Here is an 18,770-nt window from a genome sequence, read left to right as displayed (position 1 = left end):
GGGCATTCCGGGGAGCGATCAGAGACGGTTCCAGGCTTCGGTGAGCACCGAGCGGAGGATCTGCTCGATCTCCGCGAACTGCGTCTCGGTCGCGGTGAGCGGCGGCGCGAGCTGGATCACCGGGTCGCCCCGGTCGTCGGCGCGGCAGTAGAGGCCGGCCTCGAAGAGGGCGCTGGAGAGGTAGCCGCGCAGCAGGCGCTCGGACTCGTCGGCGTCGAAGGTCTCCTTGGTCGCCTTGTCCTTGACCATCTCGATGCCGAAGAAGTAGCCGTCGCCCCGGACGTCGCCGACGATCGGCAGGTCGAGCAGCTTCTCCAGGTACGACCGGAAGAGCGGGCTGTTCTTCTGGACGTGCTGGTTGAGGCCCTCGCGCTCCATGATGTCGATGTTCGCCAGGGCGACCGCGGAGCCGACCGGGTGGCCGCCGTAGGTGATGCCGTGGGCGAACCAGTTCGGCCCGGTGAGGAACGGCTCGGCCAGGCGCTCCGAGGCGATCATCGCGCCGAGCGGGACGTAGCCCGAGGTCAGGCCCTTGGCGACGGTGATGATGTCGGGCTGGTAGCCGTACTTGTCGGCGCCGAAGAACTCGCCGAGCCGGCCGAACGCGCAGATCACCTCGTCCGAGACGAGCAGCACGTCGTACCGGTCGCAGATCTCCCGGACCCGCTGGAAGTAGCCGGGCGGCGGCGGGAAGCAGCCGCCGGCGTTCTGCACCGGCTCCAGGTAGACCGCGGCGACCGTGTCCGGGCCCTCGAACTCGATCATCTCGGCGATCCGGTCGGCGGCCCAGACGCCGAACTGCTCCGGCGTCATGTTCTCGTCCGGACGGCGGTAGTAGTTCGTGTTCGGCACCCGCATGGTGCTCGGGATCAGCGGCTCGAACTCCTGCTTGAACGGCGGGATGCCGGTGATCGACAGGGCGCCCATCGAGCTGCCGTGGTAGGCGACGGCCCGGGAGATCACCTTGGTCTTCAGCGGCTTGCCGACCCGCTTGAAGTAGGAACGGGCCAGCTTCCACGCCGACTCGACCGCCTCCGAGCCGCCGGTGGTGAAGAAGACCCGGTTCAGGTCGCCGGGGGCCATCGCGGCCAGCCGGCCGGCCAGTTCGATCGCCTTGGGGTGCGCGTACGACCAGATCGGGAAATACGCCAGCTCGCTCGCCTGCTTGGCGGCGGCGTCGGCGAGCTCCTGCCGGCCGTGGCCGGTCTGCACCACGAAGAGGGCGGAGAGCCCGTCCAGGTAACGACGGCCGGTGGAGTCCCACACGTAGCAACCGTCGCCGCGGGTGATCACCGGTACCGGGGCGTCCTGGTACGCGGAGAGCCGGGTGAAGTGCATCCACAGGTGGTCACGGGCGGTCGCGGAGAGTGCGTCCACATCATCGGGCTGTCGGTCGGTCACGATTTCTCCACACCACTAGTTCCTGCTGTTGCTCTCGATCCTGCCTACGGATTCCGTTGCGCACAACCCCCGACACAACTATTTCCGCGCAGTTTCCGAGAAAAACTAAAGCGCCGGCCCCTTTTGGGGCCGGCGCCGCGACGAAACCCGGTCAGCTCCGCTTCGCCTTGCTCCGGGAGCGCAGGTTGGTCACCACCGCGATCAGGATGCCGGCCGCGAAGATCAGCGTGCCCATCACGTTGACCTGCGGGGGCAGGCCGACCCGGGTGGCGCCCCAGATCCACAGCGGGAAGGTCACCGTGGTGCCCGCGGTGAAGTTGGTGACCACGAAGTCGTCGATGGAGAGGGCGAAGGCCAGCATCACGCCGGAGAAGACGGCCGGCAGGATGATCGGGAAGGTCACCTTCCAGAACGTCGTCCACGGGCCGGCGCCCAGGTCGGCGGCGGCCTCCTCGATCGACCGGTCCAGGGTGATCACCCGGGCCCGGACCACGGTGGAGACGAACGAGATGGAGAACATCACGTGCGCGATCGTGATGGTCACCGCGCCCAGCCCGATGCCCGCCGAGACGAACAGGGTGAGCAGCGAGATGCCCATGATCAGCTCGGGTGAGGACATGGTGGCGAACATGACCAGGTTCAGCCCGTCCGCGCCGCGGAACCGGTAGCGGCCCAGCGCGTACCCGATGCCGGTGCCCAGCGCGCCGGCCAGCAGCGAGCTGACCACGGCGATCCCCAGCGAGATGACCAGCGCCGAGGTGAGATCGCTGATCGCGAAGACATCCTTGTACCACTTGAGCGTGAAGCCCTGCCAGGTCTGGTTGTACCGGCCCTTCGGGTCGTTGAATCCGAACACGATCATGATCAGGATCGGCACCACGAGCCAGGCGATGATCAGCCAGGTGTAGAGGAACATCGCCCGCTCGCCGGTGAGCCGTCGCCTCCGCTGGGCTGCCGGAGCCGAGGTGGGCCGTTCCAAGGTCTGAGTCGTCATCGGGCCGCCGCATTCATGACGTCCTCGGTGCCGAGGACCCGGGCATAGATGAAGACGCCGGTCAGCAGGACCGCCATCAGGAAGAAGGAGAGGGCCGAGGCCATCGGGTAGTTCGAGTTGGCCAGCGCCTGCGCCTGCACCACCTGGCCGATCATGGTGGTCGACGAGCTGCCCAGCACGCCCGAGTTGACGTAGTCCGAACTGGCCGGGACGAACGTCATCAGCACGCCGGCGAAGACGCCGGGCAGGGCGAGCGGGAAGACCACCTTGCGGAACACGGTGAGCGGCTTGGCGTACAGGTCCCGGGCGGCCTCGACCACGCGCGGGTCGATCCGCTCCAGGGCCACGTAGATCGGCAGCACCATGAACGGCAGGAAGTTGTAGATCAAGCCGAAGATCACCGCGTACGAGGTGCCGAGGATGTGGAACCCGGGCGAGAGCAGCCCGGCCTCCTTCAGCGGGTGCAGCAGCATCCCGTCGTCGGTGAGGATCTGCCGCCAGGAGATCGTCCGCAGCACGAACGACACGAAGAACGGCAGCAGGATCAGGAACAGGTAGGTCGACTTGCGCTTGCCGCCGTAGAAGGCGATCCAGTAGGCGACCGGGAAGCTCATCACGACCAGGGCGACCGTCGTGATGAGCCCGTACACCAGCGAGCGGATCAACTGGGTCTGGTAGTTCGAGATCGCGTCGACGTAGGTCTGCCAGTGACCCGTGAAGACGTACCCGTTGACGATGTCGCCCTGCTGCAGGGACAGCGAGAACATGGTGACCATCGGCACCACGAAGAACAGCAGCAGCCACAACCCGCCGGGAAGCACCAGCAGGTAGGGCGCGAGCGTACGTTTTACCCGGTTCATCGGCGGCTCAGCTCAAGGTGATCGGTTCGAAGATGCTGGCGAAGTTCTGCTGCTCTTCCGCCGTGTCGAAGTCCACGTAGTAGTGCAGCTTGGCGTAGTCGGCGTCGCCCGGGAAGACCAGCGGGCTGTCGGCGACCTGGGTGAGGAGGGTCTTGTCCTCGCCGGAGGCGGCCGCCGCGTCCTTCTTGATCTGCGCCTGCGCGGCCGGCACCGGGCAGACGTAGTTGATGTACTCGGCCAGCGTCGCGGCGTTCTCGACCTCGTAGAAGAAGTCCATCAGCATGATGGCGTCGACCGGGTTGGCGGCGGTGACCGGGATGGTGAAGTTGTCCGTCCAGATCGTGCCGCCCTCCTCCGGGATGATGAACTTGAAGTTCGTCCCGTCCGACACGTTCTTCTGGAAGATGTCGCCGGACCACGCCTGGGTCAGCCAGACCTCGCCCTTGCCGAGCGCGTCGACGTAGCTCTGGTCGTAGTAGTTGCGGACCATGCCCGCGTCCTTCTGCTCCTTGAGCTTGGCGGCGGCCTTCTTCCAGTCGTCCTCGCCCGAGTCGCCCGGCTTGAGGCCGGCCGCGAGCAGGCCGAAGTTGGCCAGCTCCTGGGTGTCGGAGAACATGCCGACCTTGCCCTTGAACGCCGGGTCCCACAGGTCGGCGAGCTTGGTGATCTCCCGGCCGGTCTTCTTCGGGTCGTAGGCGATGCCGGTGATGCCGGACGCCCACGGGATGCTGAACACGTTGCCCGGGTCGAACGCCTCCTGGGTGTACTTCGGGGCGGCGTTCTTGGCGAAGTTCGGCAGCTTGGAGTGGTCCAGCGGGGCCAGGAAGCCGCTGTTACGGAACTGCCCGAACTGCAGCGAGTTGGTGATCACCATGAGGTCGAAGCCGATCGACTGGCCGGCCGAGAGCTGGGGCTGCACCTTGGCGAACCAAGGACCCATCTCCTGGATGACCTCCTGGTAGTTGACCTGGATGCCGGTCTTCTCGGTGAACTTCTTGAGCTCCGGCTTCTTCGGGTCCATGTAGAGCGGCCAGTTGGCGAAGTCGACCTTGCCGTTCTTGGCCTTGCCGGTCCAGAACTTCGCCACCGCGTCGGGTGCGACGCTGGCCTGCGTCGTGCCGCCCTTGCCCTGGACACCACAGGCCGCCAGGAAAGCACCAAGCGCCGACACTCCACCGAGACGCAGCGCGTCACGGCGGCCGAGCCGCCGCTGCGTCATGCCACGGAGGAGGGAGGGGTCCGGCTGGTTGGTCGGGAACATCAGACTCCGATCGGGTACGAGTGCTGCGGGGCCCAGGTGAGGAAGACGCGCTCGCCACGCGAGGCGACGTCCTCGGCGTCGTGCGCGTTCTGGTCGAACACCACGAAATCTGTTCCGGCCGAGGTCGCGACCGTGTAGTTGGTCGACGTCCCGTGGTAGACGACCTCGGTGACGGTGCCCGCCAGCACGCTCCCGGTGGCCTGCGGCGTGCCGCGGTGCAGATCGATCTTCTCCGGCCGGACCGACACCTCGATCGGCTGGCCGGCCTGCACCGAGCCGGGGACCGGCACCACGATCCGGCCCTCCGAGCCCAGGTCGAGCACGGCGCATCCGTCCTCCACCCGGCTCACCTGCCCGGACAGCAGGTTCGAGGTGCCGATGAAGCCGGCCACGAACCGGGTGGCCGGCTTCTCGTAGATCTCCCGCGGCGTGCCGAGCTGCTCGATCAGCCCGTCGTTCATCACCGCGATCCGGTCCGACATGGTCAGCGCCTCACCCTGGTCGTGGGTGACGTAGACGAAGGTGATGCCGACCTCGCGCTGGATCCGCTTGAGCTCGATCTGCATCTGCTGCCGGAGCTTCAGGTCGAGCGCGCCGAGCGGCTCGTCGAGCAGCAGCGCCCGGGGGTGGTTGACCAGGGCCCGGGCCAGCGCGACGCGCTGCTGCTGGCCACCGGACATCTCCTTGGGGTGCCGCTTCTCCATGCCGGTCAGCGAGACGATCTCCAGGATCTCGCCGACCCGGCGCTTGATCTCGGATTTCCCGACCTTCTTGCGCTCCAGCCCGAACGAGACGTTCTGCAGCACGTTGAGGTGCGGGAACAACGCGTACGACTGGAACACCATGTTGACGTCGCGCTTGTTGGCGGCGACGCCGGTGACGTCCTTGCCGTCCAGGAACACCTGGCCGGTGGTCGGCTCCTCGAAGCCGGCGATCATCCGCATCGTGGTGGTCTTGCCACAGCCGGACGGGCCGAGCAGCGAGAAGAACTCCCCCTGGCCGATCGCCAGGTCGAGGCTCTTGACGGCGGGCACCGCCTCACCGTGCGACAGGTATTCCTTGCGCACGCCGACGAACTCGATCGCCGGATGCCCGGTCCGCTCACCGGTGGCGGACGGCGCCGTCACTGCCTGATGCGGGGGAGACGTGGTCATTTGTTCACCTCGGAGGCGGGGGTGCGGAACTCTGCGGGGCCGGATCAGCCGTGAAAACTCATCACGTGTTTGATCCGGGTGTACTCCTCGAAGCCGTACATGGAAAGGTCCTTGCCGTAACCGGAGTGGCCGTAACCGCCGTGCGGCATCTCCGAGACGAACGGCAGGTGCGTGTTGATCCAGACCGCGCCGAAGTCCAGGCGGCGGGAGACCCGCATCGCCCGGCCGTGGTTCTGGGTCCAGACGCTGGCGCTCAGGCCGTACCGGACGTCGTTGGCGAAGCGGACCGCCTCCGCCTCATCGGTGAACGGCTGCACCGTGATGACCGGTCCGAACACCTCGTCCTGGATCATCTCGTCGCGCTGCCGCAGGCCGGCGACCACGGTCGGCTCGAAGAAGAAGCCGCGCTCGCCGATCCGGTTGCCGCCGGCCACCACCTCGGCGTGCGCCGGGGTGCGGTCCAGGAAGCCGGCCACCCGCTCCAGCTGGTGCAGGTTGTTGACCGGGCCGAAGAACGCGTCCGGGTCGGACGGGGCGCCGACCCGGGTGTTCTTCGCGGCGGCGGCCAGCGCGGCGGTGAAGTCGGCGGCGATCCGCTCGTGCACCAGCACCCGGGTGGCCGCGGTGCAGTCCTGACCGGCGTTGAAGAAACCGGCGCCGGCGATCGCCTCCGCGGTGGCCGCGATGTCGACGTCGTCGAAGACCACGACCGGGGCCTTGCCGCCCAGCTCCAGGTGCACCTTCTTGAGGTCGGGCGCGGCCGCCGCGGCGACCTCCGTCCCGGCCCGGGTGGAGCCGGTGATCGAGACCATCTGCGGGACCGGGTGGGAGACCAGCGCGCGGCCGGTGTCCCGGTCGCCGCAGACCACGTTGAGCACGCCGGCCGGCAGGAACTCGGCGGCGATGCCGGCCAGCAGCAGGGTGCTGACCGGGGTGGTGTCGGACGGTTTGAGCACCACCGAGTTGCCGGCCGCGATCGCCGGGGCGAGCTTCCAGATCGCCATCACCAGGGGATAGTTCCACGGGGTGATCTGGGCGCAGACGCCGATCGGCTCTCGGCGTACATAAGAGGTGTGGTCCCGCAGGTATTCGCCGGCGGCCTTACCCTCCAGCATCCGGGCCGCGCCGGCGAAGAACCGGAGCTCGTCCAGGACCGGGCCCATCTCCTCGGCCCGGGTGGCCTCGATCGGCTTGCCGGTGTTGCGGCACTCGGCCTCGATCAGCTCCTCGGCCCGCGCCTCCACGGCGTCGGCGATGCGCAGCAGCGCCCGCTGCCGCTCGGCCGGGGTGGTGTCCCGCCAGACCTCGAAGCCGGCGGTCGCGGCGTCGACCGCGGCCGCGACGTCGCGCGCCGAGGAGACCGGCGCGTGGGCGTAGGTCTCGCCGGTGCTCGGGTCGACGACCGGGGAGGTCCGCCCCTCCTCGGTGTCCGCGAAGGACCCGTTGACGAAGTTGCGCAGCACGGGAATATCGGTGCTCACGGGGGAGGCGCCTTCCGATCGTGTGGTGGTGCTCACCAGAAGTGGGGGAACCTTGTCACATCCCTCACGGACGTGACAAGGGAATCCGAAGTAATTTCCAAGGTGGAAACAGAATTCAGAAGCTACGACGCTCAGGATGTGTAGAAACCGTCGGCAACCGTCAAAGCCTCGTCCAAGATCGTGAGACCCTCGCGGACCTCCTCGACGCTGGTCGTGCAGGGCGGCACCACGTGCACCCGGTTGAAATGGGTGAACGGCCAGAGGCCCCGCTCCTTGCAGGCCGCGGCCACCTCGGTCATCGGCCCGGCCGCCGCGCCGGCCGCGTTGAACGGCACCAGCGGCGTCTTCCGGTCGTCGCGGACCAGCTCGACCGCCCAGAAGACGCCCAGGCCACGGACGTCGCCGACGCTCGGGTGCCGCTGCTTGATCTGCTCCAGCCCGGGGCCGATCACGTCCTCGCCCAGCATCCGGGCGTGCTCGATGATCCCCTCCTCCTTGAAGATCTGCATCGAGGCGACCGCGGAGGCGCACGCGAGAGGGTGACCGGAATAGGTCAGGCCGCCCGGGAACGGCCGCTCGCGGAACGTCTCGGCGATCTCGTCGGAGATGATCACGCCACCGAGCGGGAGGTAGCCGGAGTTCACGCCCTTGGCGAAGGTGATCAGGTCGGGGGTGACCCCCCACTTGTCGATCGCGAACCACTCGCCGCACCGGCCGAAGCCGGCCATCACCTCGTCGGCGATGAACACGATGCCGAACTCGTCGCAGATCGCCCGGACGCCGGCCAGGTAGCCGGGCGGCGGGACGAGGATGCCGTTGGTGCCGACGACGGTCTCGATGAGGATCGCCGCGATCGTGCCGGGGCCCTCGAAGACGATCGTGTCGCGCAGGTGCCGCAGCGCCCGCTCGGATTCCTCGGCCTCATTGCTCGCGTAGAACGGCGATCGGTACGGATACGGCCCCCAGAAGTGGACGACTCCCACGGCGACCGGCTCGTTCGGCCAGCGCCGCGGGTCGCCGGTCGCGGTGATCGCGGTGGCCGTCGAGCCGTGGTAGCTGCGGTAGGTGGAGAGCACCTTGTGCCGCCCGGTGTGCAGCCGGGCCATCCGGATCGCGTTCTCGTTCGCCTCGGCGCCGCCGTTGGTGAAGAACACCTTGTTCAGCGGGCCGGGGGCGACCTCGGCGATCATCCGGGCCGCCTCGCCACGCTTGTCGTTGGCGAAGGCCGGCTGGATGGTGCAGAGCTTCGCCGCCTGCTCCTGGATCGCCGCGACCAGGCGCGGATGCTGGTGGCCGATGTTGATGTTGACCAGCTGGGAGGAGAAGTCCAGATATTTCCGGCCTTCGTAGTCCCAGAAGTGGCTGCCCTGAGCCTTCTCCACCGGCATCGGGTTGATCAAGCCCTGGGCGGACCAGGAGTGGAAGACGTGGGCACGGTCGTCCGCGCGCACCTGAGCTTCAGACATAACTGAGATCCTCACCGAGTCTGCGGGAAACCGAGGTCGATCGCCGAGGTTCCGGGATCCGGCCAGCGGGAGGTGACCACCTTGCCCCGGGTGAAGAAGTGGATGCCGTCCGGGCCGTACATGTGGCTGTCGCCGAACAGCGACGCCTTCCAGCCGCCGAACGAGTAGTAGGCGACCGGGACCGGGATCGGCACGTTGACGCCGACCATGCCGGCCTCGACGTCGAACTGGAACTGCCGGGCGGCGCCGCCGTCCCGGGTGAAGATGGCTACGCCGTTGCCGTACTCGTTGTCGTTGACCAGCTGGACCGCCTCGGCGTAGGTGTCCACCCGGACCACCGAGAGGACCGGGCCGAAGATCTCGTCGGTGTAGACCGTCATCTCCGGCGTGACGTTGTCGAGCAGCGTGGCCCCGAGGAAGAACCCGGGCTTCTCCGCGATGTCACGACCGTCCGCGATCACCTTGGCACCCTGCGCGGCGCCGGCCTCGATGTACCCGGCCACCTTGTCCCGGTGCTGGGCGCTGATCAGCGGGCCCATGTCGGTGCCGGCGTCCGCGCCGTTGCCGATTCTGATCTTCGGCAGGCGGGCCGCGATCGCCTCGACCAGCGGGTCCGCGATGTCACCCACGGCCACGACGACCGAGATCGCCATGCAGCGCTCCCCCGCCGCCCCGTACCCGGCGCTGATCGCCGCGTCGGCGGCCGCGTCCAGCTCGGCGTCCGGCAGCACGATCATGTGGTTCTTCGCGCCGCCGAGCGCCTGCACCCGCTTGCCCCGCGCGGTGCCGGTCTCGTAGATGTACTTGGCGATCGGGGTCGAGCCGACGAAGCTGATCGCGGCGACGCCCGGGTGCGTCAGCAGCGCGTCGACCGCCTCCTTGTCCCCGTTCAGCACGGTGAAGACACCCTCCGGCAGCCCGGCCTCGGCCCACAGCCGGGCCAGCCAGAGCGCCGCGGACGGGTCCTTCTCGCTCGGCTTGAGCACGAACGCGTTGCCCGCGGCGATCGCGGTGGCGCACATCCAGAGCGGCACCATCGCCGGGAAGTTGAACGGGGTGATGCCGGCGACCACGCCGAGCGGCTGGCGGATCGAGTAGACGTCCACGCCGGTCGCCGCCTGCTCGGAGAACGAGCCCTTCATCAGGTGCGGGATGCCGGTGGCGAACTCCACGTTCTCCAGGCCGCGGGCGACCTCGCCGGCCGCGTCGGCGAGCACCTTGCCGTGCTCGGCCGTGATGATCGCGGCCAGCTCGCCGGTCCGCCCGGCGAGCAGCTCGCGGAACTTGAAGAGGACGGCCGAGCGCTGGGACAGGGACGCCGCGCGCCACCCCTTCGCCGCCTCGGTGGCCACCGCGACGGCCTCGGCGACCTCGGCGGCGGACGCCAGGTCGACCTCGGCGGTCTGCTCGCCGGTGGCCGGGTTGAAGACCGGGCCGACCCGGCCGGACGTGCCGGCACGCTCCGCGCCGCCGATCCAGTGCGCAATGTGAATCATGCGCCGAGATTATGTGACGACCCTGGACCGAACAATGCAGAAAATGTACTGTCACAAAAATGTTCGAAGCGATCTCGGCACGGCTCAGCGACCCCAGCGCCCGCGGTCTGGCCGAGGCGGTCAGCCGGGCGGTCGGTGAGGGCGTCATCGAGGCGGGCGCCAAGCTGCCGCCGGTCCGCAAGGTCGCCACCGAGCTTCGCCTGTCGCCCAGCACAGTCAACGCAGCGTGGCAGCTGCTGCGCCGGGCCGGCACCATCCGGACGGACGGACGCCGGGGCACGGTCGTCGCGACACCCGGCGCGGGCGGGCCCGGGCGCTACCGGGCGGCGCTGCGGCGGACCAGCGGCTTCCGGCTCGACCTGTCCACCGGGGTGCCCGACCCGGCGCTGCTGCCGCCGATCCCGGCGCTGCACGGGCTCTCCCCCACGCCGACCAGCTACCTCGACGAGCCGGTGCTCCCGGAGCTGGCCGCGCTGCTGCGGGAGCGGTGGCCGTACCCGGCGGAGCGGCTCGCCGTCTTCGACGGGGCGATGGACGCGATCGACCAGGTGGCGTCGGCGCTGCTGCGGCTCGGCGACCTGGCGGTGGTGGAGAACCCGTGCTTCCCGCCGCTGCTCGACCTGCTCGAGGCGCTCGGCGTACCGGTCATCGGGGTGGGCACCGACGCGTCCGGCATGATCCCTTCGCAGCTGGCCGCCGCGCTGGCGCGCCGGCCCGCCGCGGTCTTCCTCCAGCCGCGCGCGCTCAACCCGACAGGCGCGTCGTGGTCACCGTCGCGGGCCGCCGCGCTGGCCGCTGTCCTCGCCGATCACCCTTCGGTGTACGTCGTGGAGGACGACTCCGCCGGTGACCTCGCCTCCGGGCCGCTCTGCTCGCTCGGCTCCCACCTGGAGCGGCAGACCGTCCACGTGCGCAGCTTCTCCAAGTCACACGGGCCGGACCTGCGGCTGGCCGCGGTGAGCGGGCCGGCCACCGTGCTCGACCCGATCCTGGAGCGCCGGCTGCTCGGCCAGGGCTGGACCAGCCGGCTGCTGCAGCGCCTGCTCCTGGCGCTGCTCACCGACCCGGCGTCGGTGGCCGCGGTGCGGGCCGCCCGGGACGAGTACGCGCGCCGCCGCCGGCTGATCAGCGACGGCCTGCGGTCGGCGGGCATCGATCTGCCGGACGGCGAGGGGATCAACATCTGGCTGCCGGTCGCCGACGAGCAGGCCGCGCTGCTGAGCCTGGCCAGCGCGGGCATCGGCGCGGCGGCCGGGACCGCCTTCACGGTCGGCCCGGGCACCCCGCACCTGCGGGTCACGGTCGGCCTGGTCACCGCCGGCCACGCCGAGGTCGCCGCCCACCTGGCCCGGGCCGCCCAGACCCTGTCCCCCGCCATTCCCCGCTGACCCACCCTGACGGGCGACGTCTTGCTCCGCGACAACTAGTCGTGGGAGGATTCCCGCATGACCACATGCGAAACTCCTCCTATGAGCATGGGGATGCTTGATGACCACGAGGGGCCCTGGACCGAGGCCGACTGGCTTGCGCTCGGCGAGACGCACATGCGAATCGAATTACTCGACGGGAGTCTCCTGGTGACCCCCTCGGCAAGCCATCCGCACCAGGATATTTCGGCAAGACTCTGGGCGATTCTCGAGCCGGCGGCACGGGCCGCCCGACTGAGGACGCGGCTCGCCGTCAACCTTCGCCTCGGCAGAGATCGATTCGTGATCCCCGACCTGATCGTGACGGGCGGCCCACGCGTCGCCATCTTCAGCGAGGCGCCTGACGTTGTCCTGACGTGCGAAATTACCTCTCCCGGCAACGCCGCGCTCGACCGCACCTTGAAGATGCCGCTTTACGCGGTCGCGAGAATCCCGTGGTTCCTGCTGGTGGAGCCTGACTTCGCCGACTACGAATCGGTGACGCTCAGCCTGCACCGGCTGAAGGACGGGGAGTATGTCGAACACGCTCGCGCGAAACAGGGCGAGACGCTGACCTCGGACGTGCCGTTCCCCATCGCCATCAGCACTGAGGAACTGCTCGACTTCTGATCAGTCCTTGGCGGGGACAAAACTGGCGAAGACCACGTCCAGGACTTCCTTGCGGTACTTGTCCCAGTCGGCGGCCGGGGTCTGGAACCAGAAACCGTAAGCCTGGTGCGCTGACGTCACCACTCCCCGGTTGTTCACGTGCTGGGCGCCACCCTTGGTGAAGGTGAACTCCCAGTCCGCCGCTTTCTGGAAATAGTCGACCGGCTCGATCCTGATCTCTCGATAGCCCGGGAAATCGCCGCCCCGGCGCCGCACATCGCGCTGTTCCCGCCAGTCCGCCACCGGATTGGACTTCGGTTTGTCGGTCTGGTCGATGCCGAGGACGTGCCCTTGACCGTCCCGGAAATACCGCATGGTGGCACCCGGCTTCTTCGACGACGTCCAGCCCTTCGGCACGTACACCGAAAAGCCTGTCGCATCGTCCCAGACCTGCCACCCGGCGGGCAGCGCCGGCCGACCGCCTCCCGGGGTCTGGCTCGGCGGAGTGCTCGGCGTGACGCTCGGCGAGGCACTCGGCTGCGCACTCGGCTGAGCGCTGGTCGTGGTGCTCGGCGCCGTGGTCGCGGCCGTCGCCTCGGCCGGCCGGGTGGTCGCGGGCGGGTTCTCCGCCGTCGTCTCCGGCGACGGACGCGTCGCCCAGAAGATCGCCAGACCGGCGATCAGGACCACGACGGCCGCGGCGAGCGCGATCAGCTTGCGGTTCCGGCGAGGCGTTTCCGGTACGGCCGGCGCCGCCACGTCGTCGGCGGGCGTCCGGGGCTTCGGGATCACCGCGACCACCGGCGCGGAACCGGCCCCGTCCGACTCGGCGACCGCCTCGCGCAGCAGACGATCGGCGTCCTCGGCGACCATCCGCTCCGCCGGGTCCTTGCGCAGCAGGCCGGTCAGCAGCGGGGCGAGCGGTCCGGCGTGCTCGGCCGGCGCCGGCTCCTCGGTGGCCAGCGCCTGCAGGGTCGCCATCGTCGACGAGCGCTCGAACGGCGAATGGCCCTCCAGCGCGGCGTACAGGGTCGCGCCCAGCCCCCACAGGTCGGCGGGCGGGCCGCTGATCCCGAACCGGGCGCGCTCCGGGGCCATGTAGAGCGGCGAGCCGAGCAGCACGTCCGACTTGCTGGTCAGGCTGTCGTCGTCGAGCGCGGCGATACCGAAGTCGGTGAGCAGCACCCGGCCGTCGTCGGCGAGCAGCACGTTCGCCGGTTTCACGTCCCGGTGCTGGACGCCGGCGCGGTGCGCGGCGGTCAGCGCGGCGAGCAGGTCCAGGCCGATCCGGGCGGTCCGGTAGACGTCCAGCGGGCCGTCGTCGGCGATCACCTGGCGCAGTGAGCGGGACGGGACGTACTCCATGACGATCCAGGTGCGGTCGTCCAGCGACAGGACGTCGTAGACCTGCACCACGTTGGGGTGGCTGAGCCGGGCGGCGGCGCGGGCCTCGCGCAGCGTCCGGCGGGCCGCGGCGTCGCCGCCGGCCAGCTCCTCGGGCAGGTCGATCTGCTTGATCGCGACCTCGCGCTCGAGGATCTCGTCGTGCGCGAGCCAGACCTGACCCATCCCGCCGCGGCCCAGCTCGTCGCCGAGCCGGTAGCGGCCGGCGAGCAGGGTGGGGGCGCCGGGCATGTCCCTCGATATACCCCGAGTGGCGCTCTTTATCGCGGTCTTCGCCACTGTCCCCTGGCCGGCGGTCTCCTTGGCGGTCCCGTCGTCAGCGGCCTCGGCCGCCGGGGCGGGCTCGGCCACCTCGGCCTCCGCCGGGTCTGGGGCCGCCGCCGGCTGTTCCGCCTCGGCCGACGCTTCGGCATCAGCGGACTCGACGTCATCTGCCGGCTTCGCGACGACCGCGGCTTCGGCCTCGGCGTCCGGTGCCGGGCGCGGGGAGCCCGCCGGGGAATTCATCGCTGACCGAGCCTGCCGTCCTGCGCCGGAGGGGGTCGGCGCCGGACCATCCTCGCACGCCTGCACTACGGTCCGATCCATGGATCATGAGACCGCCATCGCGGCCGCGCTGGCCGCCGCGGACGTCATCCGGGACCACTACGGGCGCACCCTGGACCGGGTCGACAAGGGCGGCGGAGACTTCGCCACGGCCGCCGACCTCGCCGCTGAGCAGGCCATTCATCAGGTGCTCCGGGCCGCCTGCCCGAGCGACGCGATCACCGGCGAGGAGACCGGCGCCTCCGGCCCGGCCGACGCCCGGCGACGGTGGCTGGTCGATCCGCTGTGCGGCACGCTGAACTACGCGGTACGCACCCCGCTGGTCGCGGCCAACGTGGCGCTGCGGGACGGCGACCGGGTCACCGCGGCCGCGTCCGCCGACCCGTTCACCGGCGAGACGTACTGGACCGACGGCACCACCGCGCGGGTCCGCCGTCCGGACGGCACCGACGCGCCGCTGCTCCCCTCCCCCGGCTCGGCGCTGGTCGACATCAACCTCGACCCGCCGTTCCCGGTCGAGCCGGCCCGGGTGATCGCCGCCCCCGGCTTCCGGGACCGTTTCCGGCCCCGGGTGATGTCGACCACGCTGGCCCTGCTCTGGGTCGCGGACGGGCGGCGGGCGGCCTATCTGACGTACGGCGATGTCCGCGACAGCGTGCACTTCGCCGCCGGCATCGCGGTCTGCGAAGCGGCCGGATGCGTGGTCACCGGCACCGACGGCGAGCCGTGGCCGTCCGGGTCCGGCCTGCTCGCCGCCGCGGACGCGGACACCCACGCCGCTCTGCTCACCCTGATCCGCGCGGCCTGACTCTGCTGGCCACCCTTCGCCGCAGGGGCTTCTTGGGGTACGCCGGCAAGCAGCGCCGCCGCGGCCGCACCGACTCGATCCCCACCACCAGACCCCGCCGGTACGGGGCGCAGCACCGCCCGAACCCTCTGGCCCGATCGGCGCTGCCCAACCCGCCGGCTCCGGGCCGGGGAGACGGCGAACGACCAGGACCGGCCTGGTGCACTGGCGGGTCCTGGTCGTGGTGCCGGCGGCAGACGGATCCGCCGGGTCAGCGCTTGCGGCGGAGGATGGCCACGCCGATCGCGGCAGCGCCCAGGGCCGCGGCGATCAGGCCGTACTCCTTGGGGCGTGCCGAGACGCTGCGTCGCGCCGAGCCGAGCACCGCGGTGGCGGCGTCCGCGGCGGAGGTCGCCATCCGGGTTCCGGCCTGGGCCGTGGCCTCGGTGATGTGTCCGGCGCCGCCCGACGTCATCGCCTCCTTGGCCTGGGTGCCCACGCCCACCGCGGACTCCCGGAGCTGAGCCGCCTTCTCGGCGACCTGTTCCCGCATCGCCGCCAGTTGTCCGTCCGACCGCGCGCCTGCCGAGTCCGTGGACTGACCGCCGTCGTCCGACGTCAAGCCGGCGGCCTTCTCCGCGGCCACGTCCTTCAGAGCCGCGGCCTTGTCCGCTGCCGTCTCCTTGAGCCCGGCGGCCTTGTCCGCTGCCGTCTCCTTCAACCCGGCAGCCTTGTCCGCAGCGGTCTCCTTCAGCGTCGCGGCCGTCTCCTTCAGCGCGGCGGCCTTGTCGGTGGCCGTGTCCTTGAGGTCCGTGGCCTTCTGGGCGGCGGTGTCCTTGAGGTCCGCGGCGGACTCCTTGAGCTGCGCGGTCTTCTCGGCGGCGGAGTCCTTGAGCCGGCCCGGGATGTCGACCTTGGCGACCAGCGCCTCCACGGTCTCCCCCATCTCGGCACGGGTGCGTTCGATCTCCTCCCGCAGTTCCTCGGGGTCCCGCGGATGCTTCTCCCCCGAACCAGCGCTCCCCGGCTTCGACTGAACAGACATGGACGAACTCCCCTTCGACGTCTCAGGCTTCTTCGGACCGCCGGCGGCCGGTGTGGTCATGGCTTTCTCGCTGCCGGAAGGCACTCCCGCCTTCGCCGGGCCTTCCGCAGAACGGGGCGTCTCCGCGGTCGACACTCCGGGACGGCTCTGCGTCTCCGCTTTCGCCGGACTCGATGCGTCCGCCGGGCTCTGCCTTTCCGCCTTCATCGGGTACGCGGCCTCCATCGGGCTCAGTGCCTCCGCCTTCGGCGGTCCCACCTTGGGGACGGGGCGCGGATTCGCGCCGACCGGGGGCGGTTCGAACAGGCCCGGGGTGCCTTCCGATGACTGCGGTTTCTCCGCGGCGGCAGGGGCCTTGACCGGGCCGGGCGGCTCTCCCTTGGGAGATGTGGCTCCGGTATTCGCCTTCGGCGCGCCCTGTGCCGCCGCCGACGCGCCGGACGTGGCGGCCGCTGCGGGAGCGGGCGGCTTCATCGCGTCCGCTGCTGGAGTGTCGGCCTTCGACGACCTGAGGTGCCCGGCCGCATCCGAGGGTGCGGGCTTCCGAGCCGGGTGCGGCGCCGGTTTGGCAGGAGCGTTCGCGGGCGCGGCTTTGCCGGCCACCGGCGACGGCTTGCCGGCCGCATGCTTGCCGGCTGCGTGCGACGGTTCGTGATTCCCGGCCGCATGCAAGGGTTCATGCTTCCCTGCCGCATGCGAAGGTTGGTAATTCCCACCGGCACGCGAAGCTTGCGTCTCCGCGCTCGCGGGCGACGGTTCCGGCTTACCCGCGGCGGTTGACGGTGCCGCTTCAGCGGACGTCGCCGAAGTCGGCGGGTGAGGTGCGGGCGTTCCTGCCTTCGGCGGGCCGGGCTTGCCGGTCGCGCTGGAACCGGAACGCTCCGATCCAGGTGCGGTGGACGTCCCGGGCTCAGGAGCCGTCGGAGGGATGGCGACCGGTGCCGGACTGATCTTCGGTGCGGCCGCCTCGGCAACGCCGGAGCCCCCGGTCTGCGGCGGACCAGGCTTGGGCGTGACCGCCTGCGGACCGGACCTGGGCTTGGCAGACCCAGCGTCAGCATGCACGGCGTCGGAGTGGGCGGCCGCGCCGCTGGACGAGGTCGTCGTGGGCCCGGCGGAATGCGGCGGTCCGGGCTTCGGGGCGGCAGCCTGGGGCGGGCCCGGCTTCGGGGCGGCGGCCTGGGGCGGGCCCGGCTTCGGGGCGGTGGCCTGGGGCGGCCCCGGCTTGGGCGTGGTGGCCTGGGGCGGCCCCGGCTTGGGCGTGGTGGCCTGGGGCGGGGTCGGTCTCGGGGCAGGGGTGTTCTTCGGAGCGGTGCCGGCGGAGGGTTTGCCGGTGCGGTTGGCGCCCGGGGAGGTGCTGCCGCGGCTGGTGCTGACCGGGGCCTTGCCGGCCGGGCCACCGCTGCCCGGGGACTTGCTGGACGGGCCGCTGCCCGGGGCCTTGCCGGACGCGGCCGGACCAGGGCCTGAGGCGCTGGTCCGGGTGGTTCCGTCCGGGGTGCGGGCCGGCTCTCGGCCTGAAGCGGACGGGCCGGCGCTGGTGGCGTCGTCGGTCACCGGTTCCTCCCGTGGCGGGCCGCGGTCATGAACGCGTCGACGTCCTCGCGACCGCTCTCCAGGGCGGCCTCCGGCGTCGGCGGCACCGCCCGCTGCACTTCCTGCCGGCCGGCCAGCGCGGTCACCCCGGCGGTCAGCAGCAGCGCCGCCGTGACGATCAGGGCGGCCAGCCAGACCGGCATGACCAGCGACAACGCCGCCCCGATGGTGACGAACAGGGCACCGAGACCGTACATCGCGATGACCCCCGCGGCGCCCAGCATCCCGGCGCCCTTTCCGGCCCGTTTGCCCTTCTCCATCATCTCGATGCGGGCGAGCGTCAGCTCGTCCCGGACCAGCGTCGACACCTGCTCGCTGAGCCGGCTGACCAGTTCCGCGGTCGACGCTTGTTCGCTCCGCGCGTCCGTGTGCGCCATCGTCCCCTCCGTCCTGCGCAGCTTTCGAGCACTTCACGTACCCGTACCAATCCCACCTAACCACCTCTTTCCGCAGCCCAACCCCCGCGCCACGACAGCGAGGCCGCAGGAAGGCAGCCACCGAGCGGTGGGCGGGCGCACACCGGGCACAGGGAAGCGCGGGCCCGAGTCGAGACGGCCGCACCCTGAGCCGAAGCGGACGACGCGAGGCGGGCAGCACGGCTCAACGCGCGCAACGCAAGAGAGGCAGCACAGCTCAACGCGCGCACAACGCAAGACCAAACAGCACGGCTTACGCGCGGACAACGTCAGGCGCCGGCCTGGGCGATGCTCGCCGCCGAGCTGTTGGGCGTGGCACTCAGGCCGACGCGAACGGCCGCACGGAACAACGCCGCACACCGCAACCGCGCGCAGCAGCGCGGTGCGCAGTGCCACAGGGCAGGGCGGCTGGTGAGGTGCGGCTTCTCCGACGTGTCCGCCTTCATCGCCAGCGGGAAGCGCCCTCGGTCCAAGTGAGGCCGGCGGAGGAGGCGGACGGGGAAGCCGCCGCGAGCCTGGGCCACCGGGCGGAGAGGTGCCGATGAGAGCGGATGGGGACGCCGATGGGTGAACGGGCAGGAGAGCGGAAGCGGCCGCGAGCCCGGACCGCCGGGCGGCGAGGTGCGGATGAGGAGGCCGAGGAGTGAACGGGCAGGAGAGCGGAAGCCGCCGCGAGCCCGGACCGCCGGGCGGCGAGGTCCGGAGGAGAGCGGCTGGGGAGGCAGGCGCGGGGCGGGGCTGAGGTCGTACCGGAAAGGGGTGAAGCGGAAGGGAGCGGCGGACCCGGCGCCGGGCGCGGTTGAAACGTGTCATGGCGCCATGGGCACCGTCTGAACGCGGCTCTTGAC

General features: G+C 70.6%; 15 protein-coding genes. 4 read left to right on the top strand and 11 right to left on the bottom strand.

What is annotated here, in order from left to right:
* Positions 1-18 precede the first annotated feature (18 nt).
* From BJY16_RS20670 to BJY16_RS20635, 8 genes are all read right to left on the bottom strand, one after another.
* Complete coding sequence (locus BJY16_RS20670; RefSeq protein ID WP_185041235.1) at positions 19-1,401, bottom strand: aspartate aminotransferase family protein; 1,383 nt, start codon at positions 1,399-1,401, stop codon at positions 19-21.
* A 151-nt stretch (positions 1,402-1,552) separates the two neighbouring features.
* Positions 1,553-2,395 carry an ABC transporter permease gene (locus BJY16_RS20665; RefSeq protein ID WP_185041234.1) on the bottom strand — a complete coding sequence of 281 codons (843 nt, stop codon included), beginning with the start codon at positions 2,393-2,395 and terminating at the stop codon, positions 1,553-1,555.
* Positions 2,392-3,255, bottom strand: coding sequence for an ABC transporter permease (locus BJY16_RS20660; protein ID WP_185041233.1), 864 nt, complete (start codon positions 3,253-3,255; stop codon positions 2,392-2,394). Before BJY16_RS20660 ends, BJY16_RS20665 begins: the two co-directional genes overlap by 4 nt.
* 7 nt (positions 3,256-3,262) lie before the next feature.
* The gene (locus BJY16_RS20655; RefSeq protein ID WP_239178034.1) at positions 3,263-4,474 is read right to left on the bottom strand and encodes a polyamine ABC transporter substrate-binding protein; all 1,212 of its coding nucleotides are present in this window, start codon (positions 4,472-4,474) and stop codon (positions 3,263-3,265) included.
* A 41-nt stretch (positions 4,475-4,515) separates the two neighbouring features.
* Complete coding sequence (locus tag BJY16_RS20650; protein ID WP_185041231.1) at positions 4,516-5,670, bottom strand: ABC transporter ATP-binding protein; 1,155 nt, start codon at positions 5,668-5,670, stop codon at positions 4,516-4,518.
* A 44-nt stretch (positions 5,671-5,714) separates the two neighbouring features.
* Positions 5,715-7,151, bottom strand: a complete 1,437-nt coding sequence (locus BJY16_RS20645; protein ID WP_203759385.1) for an aminobutyraldehyde dehydrogenase — start codon at positions 7,149-7,151, stop codon at positions 5,715-5,717.
* Between the two features lie 131 nt (positions 7,152-7,282).
* Positions 7,283-8,617, bottom strand: coding sequence for an aspartate aminotransferase family protein (locus tag BJY16_RS20640; protein WP_185041229.1), 1,335 nt, complete (start codon positions 8,615-8,617; stop codon positions 7,283-7,285).
* Positions 8,618-8,628: 11 nt separating this feature from the next.
* Positions 8,629-10,113, bottom strand: a complete 1,485-nt coding sequence (locus tag BJY16_RS20635; RefSeq protein WP_185041228.1) for a CoA-acylating methylmalonate-semialdehyde dehydrogenase — start codon at positions 10,111-10,113, stop codon at positions 8,629-8,631.
* Between the two features lie 59 nt (positions 10,114-10,172).
* On the opposite strand from BJY16_RS20635, the gene BJY16_RS20630 reads away from it, so the two are divergent.
* Both BJY16_RS20630 and BJY16_RS20625 read left to right on the top strand, forming a co-directional pair.
* Positions 10,173-11,501, top strand: a complete 1,329-nt coding sequence (locus BJY16_RS20630; protein WP_185041227.1) for an aminotransferase class I/II-fold pyridoxal phosphate-dependent enzyme — start codon at positions 10,173-10,175, stop codon at positions 11,499-11,501.
* A gap of 81 nt (positions 11,502-11,582) precedes the next feature.
* Positions 11,583-12,149 (top strand): Uma2 family endonuclease, encoded by a 567-nt coding sequence (locus BJY16_RS20625; RefSeq protein ID WP_185041226.1) that lies wholly within the window; start codon positions 11,583-11,585, stop codon positions 12,147-12,149.
* On the opposite strand, the gene BJY16_RS20620 is transcribed toward BJY16_RS20625, so the two are convergent.
* A complete protein-coding gene (locus BJY16_RS20620) occupies positions 12,150-14,039 on the bottom strand; it encodes a serine/threonine-protein kinase (RefSeq protein ID WP_239178035.1) in 1,890 nt (629 codons plus the stop codon). It abuts the gene before it with no gap.
* A 79-nt stretch (positions 14,040-14,118) separates the two neighbouring features.
* Here BJY16_RS20620 and BJY16_RS20615 point away from each other — a divergent pair, with 79 nt between their 5' ends.
* Positions 14,119-14,886 (top strand): inositol monophosphatase family protein, encoded by a 768-nt coding sequence (locus BJY16_RS20615; protein WP_185041225.1) that lies wholly within the window; start codon positions 14,119-14,121, stop codon positions 14,884-14,886.
* 250 nt (positions 14,887-15,136) lie between these two features.
* Here the strand turns inward: BJY16_RS20615 and BJY16_RS20610 are convergent, their stop codons facing one another.
* The gene (locus BJY16_RS20610; protein ID WP_185041224.1) at positions 15,137-16,582 is read right to left on the bottom strand and encodes a DUF3618 domain-containing protein; all 1,446 of its coding nucleotides are present in this window, start codon (positions 16,580-16,582) and stop codon (positions 15,137-15,139) included.
* Positions 16,583-17,015: 433 nt separating this feature from the next.
* On the opposite strand from BJY16_RS20610, the gene BJY16_RS20605 reads away from it, so the two are divergent.
* A complete protein-coding gene (locus BJY16_RS20605) occupies positions 17,016-17,498 on the top strand; it encodes a hypothetical protein (protein ID WP_185041223.1) in 483 nt (160 codons plus the stop codon).
* Here BJY16_RS20605 and BJY16_RS20600 read toward each other — a convergent pair.
* Positions 17,464-17,883, bottom strand: a complete 420-nt coding sequence (locus BJY16_RS20600) for a phage holin family protein (protein WP_185041222.1) — start codon at positions 17,881-17,883, stop codon at positions 17,464-17,466. The genes BJY16_RS20605 and BJY16_RS20600 overlap by 35 nt on opposite strands.
* Positions 17,884-18,770: the final 887 nt, after the last annotated feature.

This window comes from Actinoplanes octamycinicus (genome assembly GCF_014205225.1).
Lineage (GTDB): Bacteria > Actinomycetota > Actinomycetes > Mycobacteriales > Micromonosporaceae > Actinoplanes > Actinoplanes octamycinicus.
The sequence above is the reverse complement of the archived record's forward strand: the minus strand, read 5'-3'. Positions and strand labels throughout refer to the sequence as shown.

What these genes read in the sequence shown, in the direction of transcription:
- BJY16_RS20665 (WP_185041234.1), bottom strand. Translation starts at nt 2,395, where the DNA reads ATGACGACTCAGACCTTGGAACGGCCCACCTCGGCTCCGGCAGCCCAG.
- BJY16_RS20660 (WP_185041233.1), bottom strand. Translation starts at nt 3,255, where the DNA reads ATGAACCGGGTAAAACGTACGCTCGCGCCCTACCTGCTGGTGCTTCCC.
- BJY16_RS20655 (WP_239178034.1), bottom strand. Translation starts at nt 4,474, where the DNA reads ATGACGCAGCGGCGGCTCGGCCGCCGTGACGCGCTGCGTCTCGGTGGA.
- BJY16_RS20650 (WP_185041231.1), bottom strand. Translation starts at nt 5,670, where the DNA reads ATGACCACGTCTCCCCCGCATCAGGCAGTGACGGCGCCGTCCGCCACC.
- BJY16_RS20640 (WP_185041229.1), bottom strand. Translation starts at nt 8,617, where the DNA reads ATGTCTGAAGCTCAGGTGCGCGCGGACGACCGTGCCCACGTCTTCCAC.
- BJY16_RS20635 (WP_185041228.1), bottom strand. Translation starts at nt 10,113, where the DNA reads ATGATTCACATTGCGCACTGGATCGGCGGCGCGGAGCGTGCCGGCACG.
- BJY16_RS20630 (WP_185041227.1), top strand. Translation starts at nt 10,173, where the DNA reads ATGTTCGAAGCGATCTCGGCACGGCTCAGCGACCCCAGCGCCCGCGGT.
- BJY16_RS20625 (WP_185041226.1), top strand. Translation starts at nt 11,583, where the DNA reads ATGAGCATGGGGATGCTTGATGACCACGAGGGGCCCTGGACCGAGGCC.
- BJY16_RS20620 (WP_239178035.1), bottom strand. Translation starts at nt 14,039, where the DNA reads ATGAATTCCCCGGCGGGCTCCCCGCGCCCGGCACCGGACGCCGAGGCC.
- BJY16_RS20615 (WP_185041225.1), top strand. Translation starts at nt 14,119, where the DNA reads ATGGATCATGAGACCGCCATCGCGGCCGCGCTGGCCGCCGCGGACGTC.
- BJY16_RS20600 (WP_185041222.1), bottom strand. Translation starts at nt 17,883, where the DNA reads ATGGCGCACACGGACGCGCGGAGCGAACAAGCGTCGACCGCGGAACTG.